Here is a 21533-nt window from a genome sequence, read left to right as displayed (position 1 = left end):
CGGCGGCTGCACTTGCTACGCTCAACGCCAGCGCGTCTCATGCTGTGGAGGAAGTGAAACATGCACGACTCTCAAAATATGATTCTGGGTGCGGGTCCGGACGGGCAGCCGATCTCCCAGGCGTTTCGTCTGGCCAATCGTCATGGACTGGTGGCCGGTGCGACCGGGACCGGTAAAACGGTGACCTTGCAGCGTTTGGCGGAGGCGTTCAGCGACGCGGGCGTTGCGGTTTTCGCGGCGGATATCAAAGGTGATCTGTGCGGGCTGGGTGCTGCTGGCAATCCCCAGGGCAAGATTGCCGAACGCATTGCCGGTATGCCGTGGCTCGATCATCGGCCTCAGGCTTATCCGGTCACGTTGTGGGACATCAACGGTAAGTCCGGCCATCCACTGCGCACGACTTTGAGCGAAATGGGGCCGCTGTTGCTGGGTAATCTGCTGGAGCTGACCGACAGTCAACAATCGGCATTGTACGCCGCGTTCAAGGTCGCCGACCGCGAGGGTCTGCTGCTGCTTGATATCAAGGACCTCAAGGCGCTGCTCAATCATCTGCACGATCACCCTCAACTGCTGGGCGAAGACGGCGCCTTGATGACGACCGGTTCCAGTCAGGCGTTGCAACGCAGGCTCGCAGTGCTTGAACAGCAAGGGGCAGAGGCGCTGTTTGGAGAGCCAGCCTTGCAACTGGAGGACATACTCCAGCCAGACAGTGACGGGCGAGGGCGCATTCACCTGCTGGACGCCAGCCGACTGGTGCATGAAGCGCCAAAGGTTTACGCCACCTTTCTGCTGTGGCTGCTGGCGGAGCTGTTCGAGCAGCTTCCTGAACGGGGCGATGCCGACAAACCGTTGTTGGCGCTGTTTTTCGATGAGGCGCACCTGCTGTTCGCCGACACACCCAAGGCTTTGCAGGATCGGCTCGAACAGGTGGTGCGTCTGATCCGCTCCAAGGGTGTGGGGGTGTATTTCGTGACTCAATCGCCCGGTGATCTGCCTGATGAGGTGCTTGCCCAGTTGGGCCTGCGGATCCAGCACGGGCTGCGGGCCTTCACGGCGAAAGAGCAGAAATCGTTGCGCGCAGTGGCGCAGGGCTTTCGGCCCAACCCTGAGTTCGATGCGTTGAGCGTATTGACCGAACTGGGGATTGGCGAGGCACTGGTGGGTACGCTGCAGGACAAAGGCACCCCCGCCGTGGTGCAGCGCGTTCTGATAGCCCCGCCTCAATCGCGTATCGGACCTCTGACAGCCGACGAGCGTGCGAGCCTGATCGCCCGATCATCGCTGGGCACGCGCTATGACAAGCCCGTGGATCGGGAGTCCGCTTACGAGATGCTGGCGGCGCGCAAGGTCTCCGAGCCAGGGGCGGTCGTGGAGCCTGAGCCGAAAGGCCATCAGGAGGAAAGCTTCAGCGATAAGGCTGGGGCGTTTCTGGGAGGGTTGGCCGGTCAGGCCATGAAGAACGCCATGCGGCAGGCGGCGAGCCAGTTGGGACGAGAGTTGGTGCGAGGTCTGATGGGGTCGTTGCTGGGGACGAAGAAGCGCAAGTGACGCCGATCCACTCAGGCGGCGCGAAGATCGCACCGCCTGAGCAGGCTCAGGTCAGGACAGCGCTTTTGACGCCAGCCAGAACAGGCAGGCCGACAGCGCAACTGTCGCTGGCAGGGTCAGTACCCAGGCCAGCAGGATGGTGCGAACAGTGCCGCCTTGCAGGCCGCTCTTGTTGGCGACCATCGTCCCGGCCACACCCGAAGACAGGATGTGGGTGGTCGAAACCGGCAGGCTGAACACGTTGGCCATGCCGATGGCGCAGGCGGTGGTGATCTGTGCCGACATGCCTTGGGCATAGGTCATGCCCTGCTTGCCGATCTTCTCGCCAATGGTCAGGACCACACGCTTCCAGCCCACCATCGTACCGATGCCCAGCGCCAGCGCCACGGCCAGAATCACCCAGAACGGGGCGTATTCGGTGGTGGCTGTCAGGTCTTTGCGTAGCTTCTCAAGGTCGGACTTTTCACGCGCTGCCAGCCCCGGCAGTTTGCCGACCTTGCGTGCGGTGTCGTCCAGGCAGAGCAGGTAGCGACGGACTTCGATACGGCTTTCGGACGGCATGGAATGGTAGTCGGAAACGCCTTTCAAGCGGTCCAGCAGCGCATCGATGGTCGGCTCGGTCTGTTCGGGGTTGCAGGCAGAGCTGGAAGGCAGGTCGCCTTTTTCGGCTTTGCCCATCGCCAGGTATTCACCCAGCGTGTCGCTGTTGCGCTGATAGAACTGGCTCAGGTGCTGGGTCGCGTCGCGCGTGCGTTCGATCTGGTAGGTCGTGCTGTTGAGGTCCAGCACGAACTGGCTCGGAACGATACCGATCAGCACCAGCATGATCAGGCCGATGCCTTTCTGGCCATCATTGGAACCGTGTACGAAGCTGACGGCCATTGCGGAAATCACCAGTACCAGGCGGTTCCAGAACGGCGGATGTTTCTTGTCGTCGAGCTTGCGGCGTTGCTCCGGCGTCTTGTGCATCTTGGACAGCGGTCGCCACCATTTCAGTGCGATCAGCACCAGACCCGCCACGATGAAACCGGCGAGGGGGGAAAACACCAGAGACGCGCCAATGTCGATCGCCTTCTGCCAGTTGACGCCGTCAGCGAGCGGAATGTCGTTGATCAGGGCGTTGGCCAGGCCGACACCAAGGATCGAGCCGATCAACGTATGGGAGCTGGAGGCTGGAATACCGAAATACCAAGTGCCCAGGTTCCATGTGATCGCCGCTGCCAGCAGCGAGAACACCATCGCCAGCCCGTGACCGGTGTTGACGTTGATCAGCAGTTCCACCGGGAGCAGATGGACAATCGCGTAGGCAACGCCGACGCCGCCCAGCAACACGCCGAGAAAATTGAATACACCGGATAGGATGACAGCCAGGTGCGGCGGCATGGCTTTGGTATAAATGACTGTCGCCACCGCGTTTGCAGTGTCATGAAAGCCGTTGATGAACTCGAAGGCCAGGACGAAGGCCAGGGCGAGCAATAGGCTCACAAGCACCCAAGCATCTAGCCCGCTGAATAATTCGATCATGTAGATTTTCTGACCCGGTCTGAAGGGGGCGCGATTATGACAGAAAAAATACGTATCGACTTGCCAGCCTCGACCGGTGTCGCCTGAAACCAAAAAAAAGACGCATGGGCGCCGTCCCATTGGTAAGGCAGACAGGCAATAACACTTCGATTGCGGACCCTGGTAGTGCGGATCAGATCGTCAAGGCTGTTGCAGCCTGACCATCAGGACTCTTGCTTCAAGTCCTCTTCCATTTTCTGCAGTTCCTGTTTGAAAGCCTGATCCCGAAGGCTGGCTCGTTTACGCCAAGGTTTGCGTTCCGGTTCCGGTTGCGCGGCATACGTGGTGATCTCACCGCCATAGACATCCTTGAAACGTTGCTCCTGGCGCTCAAGTTCCGCGCGCAGTTCATCTTTAGTCACTTTATTACCTGTTCAAGTCAAATGAGTTCCGGTGAAAACGCGACGCACGGCAAACAGATTCATCCCGTTACCTGCCCTGAAAAGGATCAAGGGCATATGTGATCGGTACTGGCTGGGATGTCTGAACACCTTGAGGCTGCTCGCGGCTACGGACACCGGAGAAAACGACTGTCGTAGCGACATGTGGTTCAGGGGTAAAACCAACGGGATCTTCGTTGACCGCCGTTTGCACGGGCCCGGTATACGGGGCCTGCACGTTGACGCGACTGCAGCTTGTAAGGCTCGTGGTGCGCACGAGTCACTGCTTAAGATTCAGTCCGCCAATGGAAATGTACTATCGCCAAGAAGTTCGGCTGCGTCAACTATAGTCGTTTGAATAATGTTAAACCCAACTCATTCTGTACGAATGTTCCGAAGTACAGGTGAGTCATGTTTATGACGGAACTTTCATAAAAGAGAATTGACAGGCTCGGACAAAAAACCGCCGCCGGAATTCAGCGAGTCTGATGGACTGACTGTTCAAGGAATAAGAGACGGGGAATTCGGAGGGAATGAATGACGCGTGGTGAGCTCAAGGCGCTGTAATGAAAACGGCCTTGCTTAAAGGGCAAGGCCGCTGCCTTGGACTTCTCAGTGGGTACCTGACCAGTAATTTCCAAGAAGTCACTTAGTGGCAGTCCTAAAGGTATAAGCATATTTACGACGGGTCAATTGCGATTATCGGCCATTGGTTCGATAATCGCACAAACTGAAGCCGGTCAATGTGCTCCTTTGCACTGAAACCGCCGGTTCATAAGGCCTGAAAGGGTGTACAGAGGTTGCGGCAATGAACGACGAACTGCGTAATTCTTTTTCCTCATTGGCTCCGCCTATCGTGGCTTCGCCTGCGAAACGTATCCAGGCGCTGACCGGTGATCCGGATTTCATGACGTCCCTGGCGCGTGGGCTCGCGGTGGTTCATGCGTTTCAAGAGCGTAAACGGCACCTGACCATCGCGCAGATCAGCCACCGTACGGAAATCCCCCGTGCGGCCGTGCGTCGCTGCCTGCATACGCTGATTAAACTGGGCTACGCCACCACCGATGGACGCACCTATTCGTTGCTGCCCAAGGTTCTTACACTGGGCCACGCGTATTTGTCGTCCACACCTTTGGCCATTTCGTCGCAGCCCTACCTGGACCGCATGAGCGACCAATTGCATGAGGCCTGCAACATGGCCACCCTCGAAGGTGACGACATCCTCTATATAGCCAGGTCGGCCACTACTCAGCGGTTGATCTCGGTGGACTTGTCCGTCGGGGGGCGCTTGCCGGCGTATTGCACGTCAATGGGTCGCATTCTGTTGGCGGCGCTTGATGATGTGTCGTTGCATGAGTACCTGGACCACGTTGACCTGCAACCCAAGACCAGTCGCACCATTCGTACCCCCGAAGCATTGCTCGAATGCCTGCAGCAAGTTCGCCAGCAAGGCTGGTGCATTGTTGATCAGGAGCTGGAGCAGGGGCTTCGCTCGATTGCCGTACCGGTCTATGATGCGTCGGGCCAGGTGCTGGCTGCGCTCAATGTCAGCACCAGCGCGGGGCGAGTGGCCCGCAGTGAGCTGGAACAGCGATTTCTGCCAATCATGCTTGATGCAAGCCGTGATCTGAGTACTCAGCTGTTCACGTGAAGCCTTTATAGAGGGTTGATGAATTGGTTCGATTACCGAACGGTTAGTCGATTATCGGATTGTTTGGCGCAGTGCTCAGGCATAACCTCATTTTCATTCCGGCGCAGGTCTTCGCGCTGATCATTGAACATGATGTTGGGTTCGGAGCACCTCATGGCAGACATTCTTTCTCTACGCGATGCGGTGAAGCAACTGGTCAACGATGGCGACACCGTTGCGCTGGAAGGCTTCACCCATTTGATCCCTACGGCCGCTGGCCATGAAATCATTCGTCAGGGCAAAAAAGACCTGACACTGGTGCGCATGACGCCCGACCTCATCTATGACCAGCTGATTGGCGCAGGTTGCGCCAAGCGCCTTATCTTCTCGTGGGGTGGTAACCCTGGCGTCGGTTCGCTGCACCGCTTGCGTGACGCGGTCGAAAAACAATGGCCGCGTGCTATGGAAATCGAAGAGCACAGCCATGCCGACCTGGCCAATGCGTATGTCGCGGGTGCCTCCGGCCTGCCGTTCGCCGTGTTGCGGGCCTATGCCGGCTCCGACTTGCCGAAGGTCAATCCGCTGATCAAAACCGTGACCTGTCCTTTTACCGGTGAAGTACTGGCTGCCGTGCCGTCGGTGCGCCCGGACGTTACGGTTATCCATGCCCAGAAGGCCGACCGCAAGGGTAACGTGTTGCTGTGGGGGATCCTCGGTGCGCAGAAGGAAGCCGCGCTGGCGGCAAAACGCTGCATCGTCACGGTTGAGGAAATCGTTGATGACCTCAACGCCCCGATGAACTCCTGCGTGCTGCCGACCTGGGCCTTGAGTGCGGTGTGCCTGGTGCCTGGCGGCGCTCATCCGTCCTACGCTCACGGCTACTACGAGCGCGACAACCCTTTCTATCAAGCCTGGGACCCGATTGCCCGAGACCGCGAAACCTTCAAGGCCTGGATCGATGAATACATTCATGGCACAGCGGATTTCAGCGAATTCCAGAGCAAGCTGGCTCGCGCTTCGGAGGCAAAATAATGACTTACACCACCAGTGAAATGATGACCGTTGCCGCTGCCCGCCGTTTGCGTAATGGAGCGGTCTGCTTCGTGGGCATCGGCTTGCCCTCCAAGGCGGCAAACCTGGCACGCCTGACCTCTGCACCTGATGTGGTGCTGATCTATGAATCAGGCCCGATCGGTGCCAAACCGACGGTGCTGCCGCTGTCCATCGGCGACGGTGAACTGGCCGAGACCGCTGACACGGTGGTCGCGACCAGTGAGATTTTCCGTTACTGGCTGCAAGGCGGGCGGGTGGACGTCGGTTTTCTAGGCGCGGCTCAAGTCGACCGTTTCGGCAATATCAACACCACCGTGGTCGGCGACTATCACAACCCCAAGGTGCGTCTGCCCGGTGCCGGTGGCGCGCCGGAGATTGCCGGTTCGGCCAAGTCGGTGCTGATTATTCTGAAGCAGTCGGCGCGTTCGTTCGTCAATAAACTCGATTTCATCACCTCGGTCGGCCACGGCGAAGGTGGCGATTCGCGCAAACGTCTGGGCCTGCCGGGGGCGGGACCGGTGGGCATCATCACCGACCTGTGCATCATGGAGCCTGAAGAGGGCAGCAACGAGTTTGTGGTGACCACGCTGCATCCCGGTGTTACACGTGAGCAAGTCATCGCCGCCACCGGTTGGGACATCCGTTTTGCCGACAACGTGGTCTATTCCGAAGCACCTACCGACGTCGAACTGACTGCGCTTCGAGAGCTGGAGGCGCGAACCGCTGCCGCCCACGGTCAGGTCGCAGGAGAAGCGTGATGCGTGACGTATTTATCTGCGATGCGATTCGCACCCCCATCGGCCGCTTTGGCGGTGGCCTGTCTTCGGTGCGTGCCGACGATCTGGCTGCCATCCCGATCAAGGCGCTCATGGAGCGTAACCCGACGGTCAATTGGAACGAAGTTGACGAGGTGTTCCTCGGCTGCGCCAATCAGGCAGGCGAGGACAATCGTAATGTGGCACGCATGGCGGCGCTGCTGGCGGGCTTGCCGACCACCGTTCCGGGCGTGACGCTCAACCGTTTGTGCGCTTCTGGCATGGACGCCATTGGCACCGCTTTCCGGGCCATCGCTACGGGCGAGATGGAGTTGGCGATTGCCGGTGGCGTCGAGTCGATGTCCCGCGCGCCGTTCGTGATGGGCAAGGCCGATGCGGCATTCTCACGCAACATGAAACTGGAAGACACCACCATCGGCTGGCGCTTCATTAACCCGGCCATGAAAGCCCTGTACGGCGTGGATTCTATGCCCGAAACGGGTGACAACGTGGCCATCGATTTTTCTATTTCTCGCGCCGATCAGGACGCTTTCGCCCTGCGCAGCCAGCAACGCGCTGCCGTTGCCTTGGCTGCGGGCTTTTTCGAGGAAGAGATCGTGCCGGTGCGTGTGGCGCACAAGAAAGGCGAAACCGTCGTCGACAAGGACGAACACCCTCGTGCCGACACCAGCCTGGAAACCCTGGCCAGGCTCAAGCCGGTCAACGGGACGGACAAGACGGTCACGGCAGGCAATGCGTCCGGTGTGAATGACGGGGCTGCCGCGCTGATTCTGGCTTCTGCTGAAGCGGTGAAGAAACATGGCCTGACGCCTCGCGCACGGGTTCTCGGCATGGCCAGCGCGGCCGTTGAGCCTCGCGTGATGGGGATCGGGCCGGTGCCTGCGGTGCGCAAGCTGGTCGAGCGTCTGGGGCTGGCGGTGTCCGATTTCGATGTCATCGAACTCAATGAAGCCTTCGCCAGCCAGGGTATCGCGGTGTTGCGTGAGCTGGGTCTTGCTGACGATGCGCCGCAGGTCAATCCCAACGGTGGCGCGATTGCCTTGGGCCATCCGCTGGGCATGAGCGGCGCACGTCTGGTGCTGACGGCGTTGCATCATCTGGAAAAGACCGGCGGTCGCAAAGGTTTGGCGACCATGTGTGTCGGGGTCGGCCAAGGCTTGGCATTGGCCATAGAGCGTCCATAACGCCCCTCTTTTTGCTTTGCTCAACAACCCGGTCCATCGATCTGTCTCCACGAAAAGGCAGTCCGGTGGTCCGGGTTGTTGTGCTTGGGGGCATTGGGGTGTTACAGATTGTGTCTTACGGATAGTTTTGCTTGGGGATAACAATGACCACACCATCGAAAGCACCGCACTACACCGGCGAGGAGCGAAGCAAAAGAATCTTCGCCATTGTCGGTGCCTCCTCCGGGAATCTGGTCGAATGGTTCGACTTTTATATTTATGCCTTCTGTGCGATCTACTTCGCGCCAGCCTTTTTTCCTTCCGACGATCCGACCGTTCAGTTGCTCAATACCGCAGGCGTGTTCGCTGCCGGTTTTCTGATGCGGCCGATTGGCGGCTGGCTGTTCGGACGGGTGGCGGACAAGCATGGCCGCAAGAATTCCATGCTGATCTCGGTGACCATGATGTGCGCCGGGTCGTTGATCATTGCGTGCCTGCCGACCTATGCGTCGATTGGCGCCTGGGCACCGGCACTGCTGCTGATGGCGCGCCTGCTTCAGGGCTTGTCGGTGGGCGGGGAGTACGGCACCACGGCCACGTACATGAGCGAAGTGGCCTTGCGTGGGCAGCGTGGCTTCTACGCCTCGTTCCAGTACGTAACCCTGATTGGCGGTCAGTTGCTGGCTGTACTGACTGTGGTCATCCTTCAGCAATTTCTGACCACTGAAGAGCTGCGTGACTACGGCTGGCGTATCCCGTTCGTCATCGGCGCGGCGGCAGCGGTCATTGCCTTGCTGCTGCGCCGCACCTTGAACGAAACCACAACGGCTGAAAGCCGCCAGGACAAGGACGCGGGCAGCATAGCGGCGCTGTTCAAACACCATAAGGCTGCGTTCATCACCGTATTGGGCTACACCGCAGGTGGCTCGTTGATCTTCTACACCTTCACCACGTATATGCAGAAATACCTGGTCAATACCGGCGGTATGGAGGCCAAGACGGCCAGCTACATTATGACCGGCGCACTGTTTCTGTACATGTGCATGCAGCCGTTCTTCGGCATGCTGGCCGACCGGATCGGCCGACGTAACTCGATGCTGTGGTTCGGCGCGCTGGGTACGCTGTGTACGGTGCCGATTCTGATGACCCTGAAAACCAACACCAATCCGTTCATGGCGTTTGTGCTGATCACGCTGGCGCTGGCCATCGTCAGCTTCTACACCTCGATCAGCGGGCTGGTGAAGGCCGAGATGTTTCCACCGCAGGTGCGCGCCCTTGGCGTCGGTCTGGCGTATGCGGTGGCCAATGCGGCCTTTGGTGGTTCGGCCGAATTCGTCGCCTTGAAGCTCAAAAGTGCAGGGATGGAAAACAGTTTTTATTGGTACGTGACGGCCATGATGGCGGTGGCGTTCCTGTTCAGCCTGCGCCTGCCCAAACAGCCCGCTTACCTGCACCACGATCAGTGATCGCGGGGGAGAACGCATAAAAAAACCCACCGAATTCGGTGGGTTTTTTATTGGGCGTTGATCAGAGCAACAGCATCAGAACAGCTGGATCGACGGCTTCTCTTTGTCGATCGTTGCGGTCTGACCGGTCTTCTCGTACCAGCCGCCGCCGAGTGCCTTGTACAGATTGACCTCGCTGGTCAGCTGCGCAAGACGATCGGTGATCAGTGTTTGCTGCGCGCTGAACAGCGAGCGCTGGGCGTCGAGGAACGTCAGGTTGCTGTCGATCCCGATGCGGTAGCGACGTTCGGCCAGACGGTAGTAGTCCTGGTTGGCGGTGACAAAGTCACGCTGCGCCTGGAGCTGTTCGTCGTAGGTCTTGCGCGAGGCCAGGCCGTCGGACACTTCCTGGAAGGCGGTCTGAATCGCTTTCTCGTAATTGGCGACGCTGATTTCTTTCTGGATTTTGGAGTAATCCAGGCTGGCGCGCAGGCTGCCGGCGTTGAAGATCGGGATGTTGATGCTCGGCTGGAACAGCCAAGTGCCCGAGCCGCCCTTGAACAGGCCGGACAGTTCGGTGCTGCCGGTGCCTGCGCTCGCCGTCAGGCTGATGCTCGGGAAAAACGCAGCACGTGCGGCACCGATGTTGGCGTTGGCTGCCTTGAGCTGGTGCTCGGCTTCCAGAATGTCCGGACGACGTTGCAGCAGGTCCGACGGCAAGCCTGCCGGCATTTCGGTCAGCATGTCGGAGTCGAGCAACTGGCTGGCTGGCAGGTTGTCAGGCAAGCCGGTGCCCAACAACAGCACCAGGTTGTTCTGGTCCTGTGCGACCAGACGCTGGTACTGGGCCAGACGGGCGCGAGCGCTTTCGACGGCCGTGCGCGACTGGCTCAGGTCCAGTGCCGAAGAAACACCGACTTCGTTGCTGCGCGAGGTCAGGCGGAAACTTTCTTCGTAGGTCTTGAGGGTGTCTTGCGTCAGCTTGAGCAGTTCTTTGTCCGCCTGCCAGGTCAGGTAGGCGTTGGCGACGTTGGCCACCAGACTGATCTGGGTGCTACGACGCGCCTCTTCGCTGGCGAAGTAGGTTTCCAACGCCTGCTGGCTGAGGCTGCGAACACGACCGAAGAGGTCCAGCTCATAGGCGCTGACGCCCAGCGTGGCCGAATAGCTGCTGGTGATGGCCGACTGGCCGGTCTGCGTCTGGTCGCCCGGCACACGCTGACGGCTGCCGTTGCCGTTTGCCGAAACGGCAGGCAACAGGTCGGCACGCTGGATGCGGTACTGCGCGCGGTAGGCGTCGATGTTCAGGGCCGCAACGCGCAGGTCACGGTTATTGACCAGCGCGGTCTGGATCAGACGCTGCAGCGCCGGATCACGGAAGAACTCGCGCCAGCCCTGTTCGGCGGCAGCCATTTTGGCCGCTTCGGCCGGCGAGTACGCCGGACCTTGCGGGTATTGAGCGGCAACCGGAGCTTCGGGCTGCTTGTACTCGGGGATCAGAGAGCAGCCGCCGAGAATGAACGCGGTAACTGCTAGAGAGATCAGGGACTTGCTCATTGGCCAGCCTCGGTATGTTTGACTTGTGGCTTGTTTGATTTGTCTTTGCCTTTGAACACCGACGACACGGCGACGTAGAACATAGGCACCCAGAAGATCGCCAGGATCGTTGCGGTGATCATACCGCCGATAACGCCTGTACCGATGGCGTGCTGGCTGCCCGAACCGGCGCCGCTGGAAATGGCCAGCGGAACCACGCCCAGGATGAACGCCATCGAGGTCATGATGATGGGGCGCAAGCGCATCCGGCAAGCTTCCATCGCCGACTCGACCAGCGATTTACCCTGCTCATGCAGTTCCTTGGCGAACTCGACGATCAGAATGGCGTTTTTCGCCGCCAGACCCACCGTCACCAGCAGGCCCACCTGGAAGAACACGTCATTGGACAGTCCACGCAGACTGGTTGCCATCAAGGCACCGATTACACCCAGCGGTACGACCAGAATGACCGCAATCGGAATCGACCAGCTCTCGTAAAGCGCTGCCAGGCAGAGGAATACCACCAGCAAGGACAGTGCGTACAAGGCTGGCGCCTGAGAACCGGACAGGCGTTCTTCGAACGAGAGGCCGGTAAACGAGTAGCCAATCCCTGCCGGCAGTTTCCCGGCAATGGCTTCAACTTCCGCCATGGCCTGTCCGGAACTGTAGCCCGGAGCAGGCGTACCCAGCACTTCCATCGCTGCTACGCCGTTATAGCGCGACAGCTTGGGCGAACCGTAGATCCACTCGCCGCTGGCAATGGCCGACAGGGGTACCATCGTGCCGCTGTCGTTGCGCACGAACCATTTCTGAAGGTCTTCAGGGGTCATGCGGCTGAACGCTTCGCCCTGCACGTACACTTTCTTCACCCGACCACGGTCGATGAAGTCGTTGACGTAGCTACCGCCCAGCGCGATGGATAGCGTCTGGTTGATGTTGGCCAAGGTAATGCCCAACGCACTGGCCTTCTCGTCGTCCACGGTGAGCTGATACTGCGGCTCGTCGTTCAGACCGTTGGGGCGCACGCCTGCCAGGATCTTGCTCTGTGCTGCCATGCCCAGGAACTGGTTACGGGCATCCAGCAGTTTCTGGTGGCCGACACCGCCCTGGTCTTGCAGGTAAACGTCGAAGCCGGTGGCGTTACCCAGCTCCAGCACCGACGGTGGGACGACCGCGAAGACCATTGCGTCCCGGAAGCTGGCGAAGTGTGCCTGCGCCCGTTCGGCGATCTTGAACACGGTGGTTTCAGCATCGCGCTCGTCCCACGGTTTGAGCATCACGAAGGCCAGGCCCGAACTTTGGCCGCGACCGGCGAAGTTGAAACCGTTGACGCTGAACACCGAGTTGACGCCCTTGCCTTCACCGTTCTCTTTATCGAGCAGGAAGTCGCGCATGTCATCGATGACTTTCTGGGTACGTTCTGCCGACGAACCCGCCGGTGTCTGGACCTGGGCAAAAATCACACCCTGGTCTTCTTCAGGCAGAAACGCCGCCGGGATACGGGTGAACAGCCAGATCATGCCCGCGAAGATGATCAGGTACACGACGAAGGCCGGCAACTTGTGAGTCACCATGCGCTTCACGCCGTTTTCGTAGCTGACGACGCTGCGGTCGAAGGTCCGGTTGAACCAGCCGAAGAAGCCGCGCTTGGGTTGGCCGTGCTTCTCCGGATCGATAGGTTTGAGCATGGTGGCGCACAGCGCCGGGGTGAAGATCAGGGCCACGAGCACCGAGAGGGCCATCGCCGAAACGATGGTGATCGAGAACTGTTTGTAGATCACCCCCGTGGAGCCGCCGAAGAACGCCATCGGCAGCAGAACCGCCGACAGCACCATCGCGATGCCGACGAGCGCACCCTGGATCTGGTCCATTGATTTCTGCGTGGCCTCCTTGGGAGACAAATGCTCCTCGGCCATCACCCGTTCGACGTTCTCCACCACCACGATGGCATCGTCCACCAGAAGCCCGATGGCCAGAATCATGCCGAACATGGTCAGGGTGTTGATGGTGAAGCCAAAGGCGGCCAGGATCCCGAACGTACCCAGCAGTACCACCGGCACGGTCATCGTGGTGATGATCGTTGCGCGCAGGTTTTGCAGGAACAGGTACATCACCAGGAACACCAGCACGATGGCTTCGATCAGGGTGTGAACCACGCCGCTGATGGATTCCGTGACGGTCGGCGTGGTGTCATACGGGTAAACAACCTTCATGCCCGGCGGGAAGAAGGGCTCGAGCTCGCTGATGGTGGCGCGAATCGCTTTGGCGGTGTCGAGGGCGTTGGCACCCGATGCCAGCTTGATCGCCATACCGGAAGCCGGTTTGCCGTTGAACTGTGCGTCGATGCTGTAGTTCTGACCGCCCAGTTCGATACGCGCGACATCCTTGAGACGAACCTGCGAACCGTCGGTGTTGACCTTCAGAAAAATGTTGCCGAACTGTTCGGCGGTCTGCAGACGGGTCTTGCCGATGATGGTGGCGTTCAACTGAGTGCCGGGCAGCGCAGGCAGGCCACCCAACTGACCGGTAGCGATCTGCACGTTCTGCGCACTGACCGCATTGGTTACATCCACAGGCGTCAACTGGAAGTTGTTGAGCTTGGCCGGGTCCAGCCAGATGCGCATCGCATACTGCGAACCGAACACCTGGAAGTCACCCACACCGGAAGTCCGCGAGATCGGGTCCTGAATGTTGGAAACGATGTAGTTGGACAAGTCTTCGCGGGTCAGGGAGCCATCTTCAGCGACGAGACCGATCACCAGCAGGAAGTTCTTCACCGACTTGGTCACGCGCAGGCCCTGCTGCTGCACTTCTTGCGGCAGCAGTGGGGTGGCCAGGTTCAGCTTGTTCTGAACCTGTACCTGAGCGGTGTCCGGGTTGGTGCCCTGATTGAAGGTCACCGTGATGGTCATGCTGCCATCGGAGTTGCTGTCCGAAGAAACATAACGCAGGTTGTCGATACCATTGAGCTGCTGCTCGATGATCTGCACCACGGTGTCCTGCACGGTCTGTGCGGACGCACCTGGGTAGGTGACCTGGATATCGATGGCCGTTGGTGCGATGGCCGGGTATTGGTTGATCGGCAGCTTCATGATCGAAAGCGTGCCAACCAGCATGATCACCAGGGCTAATACCCAAGCGAAGATGGGGCGGTCAATAAAGAATCTGGACATCTATCACTCACCTTTGCCAGTGGCAGCAGGGGCAGCATTGGCAGACTGGTCAGCGTTGAGGTTGGTTGCTTCCTTGACCTTCACTTCAGCGCCTGGTTTTACGTATTGCAGGCCTTCGGTGATCACCCGATCACCCTCGACCAGACCTTTTTCGATCAGCCAGTAGGCACCGGCGGTTCGGCTGGTGACTAACTCACGCTGTTCCACCTTGTTGTCCTTGTTCACCACCAGAGCGGTCGGCGTACCTTTCAGGTCGCGGGTCACGCCTTGCTGCGGAGCAAGAATGGCCTTGCTGCTGACACCCGCCTGCAGCTTGGCGTGAACGAACATGCCGGGCAGCAGAACGTGATCAGGGTTGGGGAACACAGCGCGCAGCGTCACCGAACCGGTGGCCTGATCGACCGAGACTTCGGAAAACTCCAGCTTGCCTTGCTGTGCATAATCACTGCCGTCTTCCAGGGTCAGCTTGACCGAAGCCGAGTTGTCGCCCGACTTCTGCAGCCTGCCGCTGGCCAGATCGGCACGCAGCTTGAGCATGTCTGCCGAAGACTGATTGACGTCAACGTAGATCGGGTCAAGTTGCTGGATAGTGGCCATTGCGTTGGTCTGGCCGTTGCTGACCAGCGCACCTTCGGTGACAGCGGAACGACCGATACGGCCGGAGATCGGCGCGAGCACCTTGGTAAACCGCAGGTTGATCTGAGCGGTTTGCAAGGTGGCCTGAGCTTCCTGGGTCGACGCCAGCGCAGTGTCGTACTCCTGGCGGCTGACAGCTTGCTCGTTGACCAATTGCTTGTAACGGTCGGACATCGACTTGGCCGACTGCAGGGTCGCCTTGGCGCTGTTGACGTTCGCGTCATAAATAGACGGGTCGATCTGGTACAGCTGCTGGCCGGCCTTTACATCGCCGCCTTCGGTGAACAGGCGCTTGAGAATGATGCCGTTGACCTGCGGCCGGACTTCCGCCACGCGGAACGCGGTTGTCCTGCCCGGCAGCTCGGTGGTCAGCGTGTAGGGCTGGGCTTTGAGCGTGACGACGCCCACCTCAGGTTTCTGCGGAGGCGGGGCCTCCTGCTCCTTCTTGCCACAACCGCTAAGCAGGGTTGCCAGGGCGACGGCAGTGACCAGGACGGTAACAGCTGGCTTGAATTGCATGAAGATCCTCGGGGGCAGGAGCCTGTTCGTTCAACGGAGAGTTGAAATGTTAAAAAATATTTCGGCTAGATAAGTAGCATGCTAAGGAATATACTTACATTCATGGCTGTTTGTAAATACCTTCCCTTCGCAATGATTCGTAGCGAAGGGGGTCATCAGCGGGTTCGGGACAAGGCGATACAAATGCCGCCCGGTTGTGACTTCAGGCATCGCGCTACGCGGATGGCTGAGGTGAATTTTTTGAGGTTGATTGCCATGGTTCGTCGCACCAAAGAGGAAGCTCAGATCACTCGCAGCCAGATACTGGAGGCTGCCGAGCAGGCCTTTTATGAGCGCGGGGTTGCCCGTACAACGCTGGCCGACATCGCGACCCTGGCGGGTGTGACGCGGGGAGCGATCTACTGGCACTTCAATAACAAGGCCGATCTGGTGCAGGCGATGCTGGACAGCCTTCAGGAACCGCTCGACGAAATGTCGCAAGCCAGCCGGGATGAAGATGAAGAGGATCCGCTGGGGTGCATGAAGAGTCTGCTGGTTCATTTGTTTCATGAGCTCGCACTTGACCCGAAAACCCGTCGCATCAATGAAATCCTTTTTCACAAGTGCGAGTTTACGGACGAGATGTGTGATTTCCGTCGTCAACGCCAAGAGAACGCCGTCCAGTGCCACGAGCGCATCCAGTTGGGGTTGAGTAATGCCGTGCGTCGGGGCCAGTTGCCAGCAGGTCTGGATACGGGGCGCGCAGCGGTCGCTCTGTTTTCCTACATCAATGGCATCATCTACCAGTGGCTGCTGGTGCCCGACAGCTATTCACTGCCGTCGGAGTCCGAGCAGTTGGTGGAAGTCTGCATGGATATGTTGCGTTTCAGCCCATCGCTGTTGAAAGCGCAGCATGCCGTCTAGCGAAGTGACTGAATATAACGCTGTGAGGGTGCGAATGGGCACCCTTGGATTTCAATTAATCCTGGTAAACAAAAAAGTTTACCGTTTGCTGACGTTTGTCCATGTGTAGGCGCGCTTGAAACAGCGTTTTAAGGCATGGGATGCCCGTGGTTTGTAGGACATCGGTAGGACATTTCCTGAAACATGTAGCTGATTTCCCAAACTAAATTCCGTGTATTGCTCCGTCTCGAAACTCCCTTCACTCTTCGTCCCTCAATCAACAGGGTGAGAGGGAAGTTGCATGTTCAGGCGAACGCTTGCGCCTATCTGTTCTGAAAACAACGTCAGCCGCGCAAAAGGCCGCAAGGCAGGGGATTGTCTTCCCGGATGCTGTCGCTGTTCATCAAACAGGGTGGTAAGTTCGGGCAGTTTCGACTGTCAGCGCTCGCTCACCCTAAGTCTCAGCTATCACTGGAGGGAAGGGTGATGTCAGACACGGTAGCTGATTGGATGACGCCGCTGACAAAACTGTCACGGCAGGCCGAGCGCATCGCTGTCGATTCAGGATTGGGCACGCCCGTCGTCCGCCTCGGGCTCATCACCACGTTGTACTTCAGAAAAGGCCATACGCAGGATTTGAAACAGCGAGTGGAGGCCTGTTTTGTAAGGTTCTACGACGCCTTCAAACCCGTGCTCAAGTGGCAGCTCTACAAACGCATGCGTCGTCTGACCTCGTCGGGCTTCGCGGCGTGCCGACGTCAGGTGTTGCAGAGTTCGCCGGACGATCAGTTTGTCTGGTCGATTGCCAGCGCGACCCAGGCCGAAGTCGCCGACTACAGCCTCTTTGTCATGAACACATCGGAGGGCCAGGCGGACAACGACCTTTCCTGCCTGAAAATGGTGCTGCCCTGGTCGTACCTGACCGAGCCCGACGGTTTGCAAAACTATGAAGCGTGGATCCGTTACTTGAGCAACGAAGTCCAGGCGGAGCACGGGTTTGGTGGGCTGGCCTGCATTCTCCCTTGTGACGGGCATCAATACTTGCCCTGGGAATACCGGCTGGCTCAACAGTATGTCGGGTTGATGGTCGACCCCGGCCCTCATATAGAAAGCCTGCGTTTGCTGGACCGGATCAAGGGCGTGGGCTGGTACACCGTTCTGGGCGAATCGTTTGTCAGGCGACTGGGCAGCAGTGACAGGCTGCGCGCTCAGTTGAGCGGGCACAGCGACATCGTTTTTCATGCCTACAGTGCCGGCTTGATGATTCGCGCGGGCAGGTTGCCGGAGCTGGGTGATCCAGGTCGGCCTGCGCCCGCCTCCTATATGGCGGTCAACAAAGTGATCAAGCCCGTCCGGTTGCAGGACACGGGCAATCTCCATCCTTATCTGGTGCCGGGCCTTGGGTTCAACGAGCACACTACCGCGCAGTGGTTTTCCCGCTTCGACGAAAAATCCCCCCAGCCGGTCGATGCCGGGCGTGCCTGTCCACGGGCCGGTTATTGGTTCAGTAACGCGCGTGCCCGTTCTCGCCGGTTTTTCAATGAAAGCGAGATCATGCCCGCGTTCGAACATATAAAGGACAAGAAGACCCAGTGGTTCTGGGCGGCTGAAGCGCAGTAACTGCTACTGCGCTTTTTGCTCGGCGGCCTGTTCACGGCCGCGCAGAAGGTTGTTGGGCATTGCCCACGCAGCAGCGATACCCAGCAATGAGATGGCGGCACTGATCATCAGCAGATGCCTGAACGTCATGGCCAGTTCGGCGCGCAAGGTATCCAACGCCGGTCCGGTGGCAGCGTTCAGGCTGTCAAGCAGCACATTGCCAGAAGCGCCTTCATGACCTATTGCGCCTGCTTCCAGTTGGCCTACACCGGTGTGTTGCAGCATGGCCAGCAGCAGCGCCGACATCAGTGCCACGCCGACAGCACCGCCCAGTGAGCGGAACAGATTGGTGGTGCTGGTGGCCACGCCCATGTCTTTGACGTTGACCGAGTTCTGTGTCCCGACCAGCGACGTTGGAAACTGCATGCCCGTGGCGATACCGGTCAGAATCATGAACAGGCTCATCAATACGATTGACTGCGGCGGCGTGAAGGCCATGCCCAAAATGGCGATGGGCATGAGCACGGCGCCCGTTGCGATCAACGGTTTGTAGCGCCCGGTCGATGCCGTGCGCCGCCCTGCGAAATAGGCGCCCATCGGCATGCCCATTGCCAAGGGAAGCAGGTGCAGCGCGGCGCTGTCCGCACCGCCGCCGGTCACGGTCTGATAGCGCAGCGGCATCAGGACAATCAGTGAGATGGCCTGGAAACTGGTGAAAAATACCGTACACCAGCAGAGCACTGCACTGCGGTTGGCGAACAGGTGCATGGGCAATAGAGGCTCGGCTGCACGGCGCTCATACCAGACGAACACCCCCAGCGTTAGCAAGGCCACGCCCAACAGGGCCTGCACCTGCACCTCATCCAGACCATGCCCCTGGCCGATTTCCGTGATGCCTAGGAGCAGCGCAGTCAGGCCAATGATCATCAACACCGTACCCAGGTAGTCGATGATCGGTTTGCGTTGTGGAACGGGCAGCCCTTTCAGCGTTTTCCACGCCACCACCCACGCGGCGACGCCCAGCGGCAGATTGATCAAAAACACCCAGCGCCACGACAGGTATTCGGTCATCAAGCCACCCAGTACAGGTCCTGCGACACTGGCAACGGCGTACATGCTGCTGAAATAGCCCTGATAACGGCCTCGCTCACGGGGTGGGACGATGTCGGCAACGATTGCCTGACTGACCGACACCATGCCCCCCGCGCCGATGCCCTGCAGTACGCGCGCCAGTACCAGTTGCTCCATGCTCTGGGCCAGGCCGCAAAACAGCGAGGCGAGGGTAAACAGGCCAAGGCCGAACAGCATCAGTTTGCGTCGCCCGTACAAATCGCCCAGCTTGCCGTAGATCGGGACCGCCACAGTCAGCGAAACCATATAGGCAGAGATCACCCATGCCAGCAGGTCAATGTCCTTGAACTGGGCGGAAATGGCGGGCATCGAAACGGCGACGATGGTCTGGTCAAGTGCGCTGAGCAGCACAGCCATCATCAACGCAAACAGAATGCTGCGGATCGCGGGAGGGGTAAGCGTAAGACTGGTCAAGGCGGAACCTGATGGCAGTGTTGACCCGCTGCAAACGAGGCGGGAGAAGTCAGGCCAGTCTAATCCGATAGGGGGCTAATCGATAGCGCCCTTTGTTTCATCCGCGACGAAATGCGCGACGCGTGAGCGTCATCGCAACGCGCTGAAGGTTGAATTGGTAGGCACGCAATGGCCGAAGCTGCAGCTGACGACAGCGGGAGCCTGGCGCGCCAGCTCGATGCGCCAGGCACCTGCGGCGTAGACACCGAGCACAGCGATAACACCCACTGCCACCATGCATTTTCTTGTTATTGAGTTCATGTTGCACTCCTCACTTCAGTTGCAAAGCAATTTGAAAGAGCTAAATGGAGTGTAGGACAGGATCGTGGGGTGTACAGCAACGCGCAGGCGATACACGGCCAGGCGGACGGGCTAAAATGCGCGTTTTATCCGACAGGCAGGTTCAAGACTGATGGCGCGCAAAGAATACGAAGAGTTCGAAGCGGTTTCTGCAGTGATTCCGGGGGAAGAAGGCTACCGTGCGGCGATTGCAGTCAAAGCGCGAGCCGGTGGTGCGCCGCGCTTTCATGCGGTTCTGCCGGGCCAGACATTCAAGACTGCTCACGACGCCGACCTGGCTGCAACCGCAGAGCTTGAGCGGCTGGCCAGCGTCGATGCCGAGGGTGAACTGGTCTGGTGAAAACCGTGATCAGGCGCCGGGTCTGAACATCTTGAACAGTGCTTCCGGACCCAGCTGGAAGTAATCCGCAGGCCCGCCGCCGCGCAGGATGGGTTCGGCGGCAGCGGTGTCATACACGCCGTCCTTGAGAAGTGACTTGGCAATGTGTACCGCAACCACTTCGCCGAGAATCAGCCAGCTCGGCACCAGCTCCTTGTCGGCGCGTTGCAACTGGACGATCTGCGTGACTTTGCACTCGAACGACACCGGCGTTTCCAGCACGCGTGGAACGGCAACGATTTGCGAAGCCAGCGGCGTCAGGTTGGCCAGTTCGAATTCACTGACATCTGCACCCACCGGCGCGCAGGTCTGGTTCATCGCTTCTGCCAGAGAGCGGGTCGCCAGATTCCACACGAACTCGCCCGTCTGCTCGATGTTGTTGAGGCTGTCTTTGCGCCCGACGCTGCAAAAGCCAATGATCGGCGGCACGTAATTGAAAGCGTTGAAGAAGCTATAAGGTGCCAGATTCAGCTTGCCATTGGCGTCCTGGGAAGAAATCCAGCCGATGGGGCGGGGCCCGACGATCGCGTTGAACGGGTCATGAGGCAGGCCATGACCTTTGGAAGGTTCGTAGGAGTGAATAGCGTCTGACATGCTTATTCCTTATCGGCTTATAAAAGAAGATTGACAGCATAGTGCTGCGCTTTGAAAACGGATGCCAGCCCTCAGACACTGAAAAGCCCGGCGTGTGCCGGGCTTTGGGGATGTTGTGAAGCGGTCGCTTAACCCAGACGGTTAGCGCCTACGTGATCTGCACCGTCGGCGGCCAGGCGGTTTGCACCCACATGGTCAGCGCCATCGGCAGCTTGACGGTTGGCACCTACGCGATCTGCACCATCGGATGCGAGACGATTTGCACCTACGTGGTCAGCGCCATCTGCAGCCTGACGGTTTGGGCCGACACGATCAGCACCGTCAGCAGCTACACGGATCGAACCGACGTTGGTGTGCTTGGTGCCGCCTTCAGCAACGATAGTTGCCTGGGACAGGTCACTTGTGGTGATGGCTGGAAGTGCGAAAGCGCTCGAAGCCAGAACAGAGAAAGCGAGGCCGAAGATCAGTTTGGTGGTTTTCATGAGTGTGTCTCCAATGTTGTCGGGTGAGTTGTCATCCCGGTATGGAGGCAATGCTACGCGCCGGCGGATTATTAAGAAGTTAATCGGATTGCTAGCGATCATCGCTGAAAATGATAGTAAGTCGCGACGCGCTGTTTTCGGGCCTTGCAGGTCAATGCGCATCATTGAGGTGCAATTTATGAAAAGTCTTGTAATAAAGCCTCTTGACAAAATTTAATGATATAAAATTCATAGGCTTGGGCTCGGATTTCGCTGAAAAACCGCACCGGCTTGAAACACTTGGTCACATCG

At 58.9% G+C, this 21533-nt stretch carries 18 protein-coding genes; 9 read left to right on the top strand and 9 right to left on the bottom strand.

The features are described from left to right. Positions 1 to 60 precede the first annotated feature (60 nt). Positions 61 to 1548, top strand: coding sequence for a helicase HerA-like domain-containing protein (locus tag ALP40_RS14805; RefSeq protein WP_122208989.1), 1488 nt, complete (start codon positions 61 to 63; stop codon positions 1546 to 1548). 51 nt (positions 1549 to 1599) lie between these two features. Here ALP40_RS14805 and ALP40_RS14800 read toward each other — a convergent pair whose 3' ends face one another. Both ALP40_RS14800 and ALP40_RS14795 read right to left on the bottom strand, forming a co-directional pair. Continuing rightward, positions 1600 to 3072: an inorganic phosphate transporter gene (locus ALP40_RS14800; RefSeq protein ID WP_122208988.1), complete on the bottom strand. Its 1473-nt coding sequence runs from the start codon at positions 3070 to 3072 to the stop codon at positions 1600 to 1602. Positions 3073 to 3275: 203 nt separating this feature from the next. Beyond that, on the bottom strand, positions 3276 to 3473 hold the full coding sequence (locus ALP40_RS14795; protein WP_122208987.1) for a hypothetical protein: 198 nt from the start codon (positions 3471 to 3473) through the stop codon (positions 3276 to 3278). An 826-nt stretch (positions 3474 to 4299) separates the two neighbouring features. Between ALP40_RS14795 and pcaR the strand changes: the two genes are divergently transcribed. The 5 genes from pcaR (at position 4300) to ALP40_RS14770 (ending at position 9579) form a co-directional block, all read left to right on the top strand. Next, on the top strand, positions 4300 to 5142 hold the full coding sequence (gene pcaR / locus ALP40_RS14790; protein WP_122208986.1) for a pca regulon transcriptional regulator PcaR: 843 nt from the start codon (positions 4300 to 4302) through the stop codon (positions 5140 to 5142). A gap of 153 nt (positions 5143 to 5295) precedes the next feature. Then, positions 5296 to 6153: a CoA transferase subunit A gene (locus ALP40_RS14785; protein WP_122208985.1), complete on the top strand. Its 858-nt coding sequence runs from the start codon at positions 5296 to 5298 to the stop codon at positions 6151 to 6153. Then, complete coding sequence (locus ALP40_RS14780) at positions 6153 to 6932, top strand: CoA-transferase subunit beta (RefSeq protein ID WP_122208984.1); 780 nt, start codon at positions 6153 to 6155, stop codon at positions 6930 to 6932. Before ALP40_RS14785 ends, ALP40_RS14780 begins: the two co-directional genes overlap by 1 nt. Further along, positions 6932 to 8134 (top strand): 3-oxoadipyl-CoA thiolase, encoded by a 1203-nt coding sequence (gene pcaF, locus ALP40_RS14775; RefSeq protein WP_122208983.1) that lies wholly within the window; start codon positions 6932 to 6934, stop codon positions 8132 to 8134. The genes ALP40_RS14780 and pcaF overlap by 1 nt, the downstream gene beginning before the upstream one ends. 143 nt (positions 8135 to 8277) lie before the next feature. After that, positions 8278 to 9579 carry an MFS family transporter gene (locus ALP40_RS14770; protein WP_122208982.1) on the top strand — a complete coding sequence of 434 codons (1302 nt, stop codon included), beginning with the start codon at positions 8278 to 8280 and terminating at the stop codon, positions 9577 to 9579. A gap of 75 nt (positions 9580 to 9654) precedes the next feature. Here ALP40_RS14770 and ALP40_RS14765 read toward each other — a convergent pair whose 3' ends face one another. From ALP40_RS14765 to ALP40_RS14755, 3 genes are read right to left on the bottom strand one after another with little or no spacing between them, the layout of a single operon-like run. Then, positions 9655 to 11115, bottom strand: coding sequence for an AdeC/AdeK/OprM family multidrug efflux complex outer membrane factor (locus ALP40_RS14765; RefSeq protein WP_122208981.1), 1461 nt, complete (start codon positions 11113 to 11115; stop codon positions 9655 to 9657). Continuing rightward, positions 11112 to 14267, bottom strand: coding sequence for an efflux RND transporter permease subunit (locus ALP40_RS14760; protein ID WP_122208980.1), 3156 nt, complete (start codon positions 14265 to 14267; stop codon positions 11112 to 11114). The genes ALP40_RS14765 and ALP40_RS14760 overlap by 4 nt, the downstream gene beginning before the upstream one ends. Positions 14268 to 14270: 3 nt before the next feature. Beyond that, the gene (locus ALP40_RS14755) at positions 14271 to 15422 is read right to left on the bottom strand and encodes an efflux RND transporter periplasmic adaptor subunit (RefSeq protein WP_122208979.1); all 1152 of its coding nucleotides are present in this window, start codon (positions 15420 to 15422) and stop codon (positions 14271 to 14273) included. Positions 15423 to 15677: 255 nt separating this feature from the next. On the opposite strand from ALP40_RS14755, the gene ALP40_RS14750 reads away from it, so the two are divergent. After that, positions 15678 to 16325, top strand: a complete 648-nt coding sequence (locus ALP40_RS14750) for a TetR family transcriptional regulator (RefSeq protein ID WP_122209042.1) — start codon at positions 15678 to 15680, stop codon at positions 16323 to 16325. Positions 16326 to 16790: 465 nt separating this feature from the next. Beyond that, positions 16791 to 17924 carry a DUF3396 domain-containing protein gene (locus tag ALP40_RS14745; RefSeq protein WP_122208978.1) on the top strand — a complete coding sequence of 378 codons (1134 nt, stop codon included), beginning with the start codon at positions 16791 to 16793 and terminating at the stop codon, positions 17922 to 17924. A gap of 3 nt (positions 17925 to 17927) precedes the next feature. On the opposite strand, the gene ALP40_RS14740 is transcribed toward ALP40_RS14745, so the two are convergent. Together ALP40_RS14740 and ALP40_RS25575 are read right to left on the bottom strand one after the other, a co-directional pair. Continuing rightward, complete coding sequence (locus ALP40_RS14740; RefSeq protein WP_122208977.1) at positions 17928 to 19448, bottom strand: MDR family MFS transporter; 1521 nt, start codon at positions 19446 to 19448, stop codon at positions 17928 to 17930. A gap of 129 nt (positions 19449 to 19577) precedes the next feature. Further along, positions 19578 to 19748, bottom strand: coding sequence for a hypothetical protein (locus ALP40_RS25575; RefSeq protein WP_181116619.1), 171 nt, complete (start codon positions 19746 to 19748; stop codon positions 19578 to 19580). 151 nt (positions 19749 to 19899) lie between these two features. Between ALP40_RS25575 and ALP40_RS14735 the strand changes: the two genes are divergently transcribed. After that, a complete protein-coding gene (locus tag ALP40_RS14735) occupies positions 19900 to 20127 on the top strand; it encodes a hypothetical protein (RefSeq protein ID WP_122208976.1) in 228 nt (75 codons plus the stop codon). A gap of 9 nt (positions 20128 to 20136) precedes the next feature. On the opposite strand, the gene ALP40_RS14730 is transcribed toward ALP40_RS14735, so the two are convergent. Both ALP40_RS14730 and ALP40_RS14725 read right to left on the bottom strand, forming a co-directional pair. After that, positions 20137 to 20760 (bottom strand): flavin reductase family protein, encoded by a 624-nt coding sequence (locus tag ALP40_RS14730; protein ID WP_122208975.1) that lies wholly within the window; start codon positions 20758 to 20760, stop codon positions 20137 to 20139. Between the two features lie 128 nt (positions 20761 to 20888). After that, complete coding sequence (locus ALP40_RS14725) at positions 20889 to 21242, bottom strand: hypothetical protein (protein ID WP_122208974.1); 354 nt, start codon at positions 21240 to 21242, stop codon at positions 20889 to 20891. Positions 21243 to 21533: the final 291 nt, after the last annotated feature.

The sequence above is a fragment of the Pseudomonas viridiflava genome, assembly GCF_003702045.1.
In the GTDB taxonomy this organism is placed as follows: Bacteria; Pseudomonadota; Gammaproteobacteria; order Pseudomonadales; family Pseudomonadaceae; genus Aquipseudomonas; species Aquipseudomonas viridiflava_C.
The sequence above is the reverse complement of the archived record's forward strand: the minus strand, read 5'-3'. Positions and strand labels throughout refer to the sequence as shown.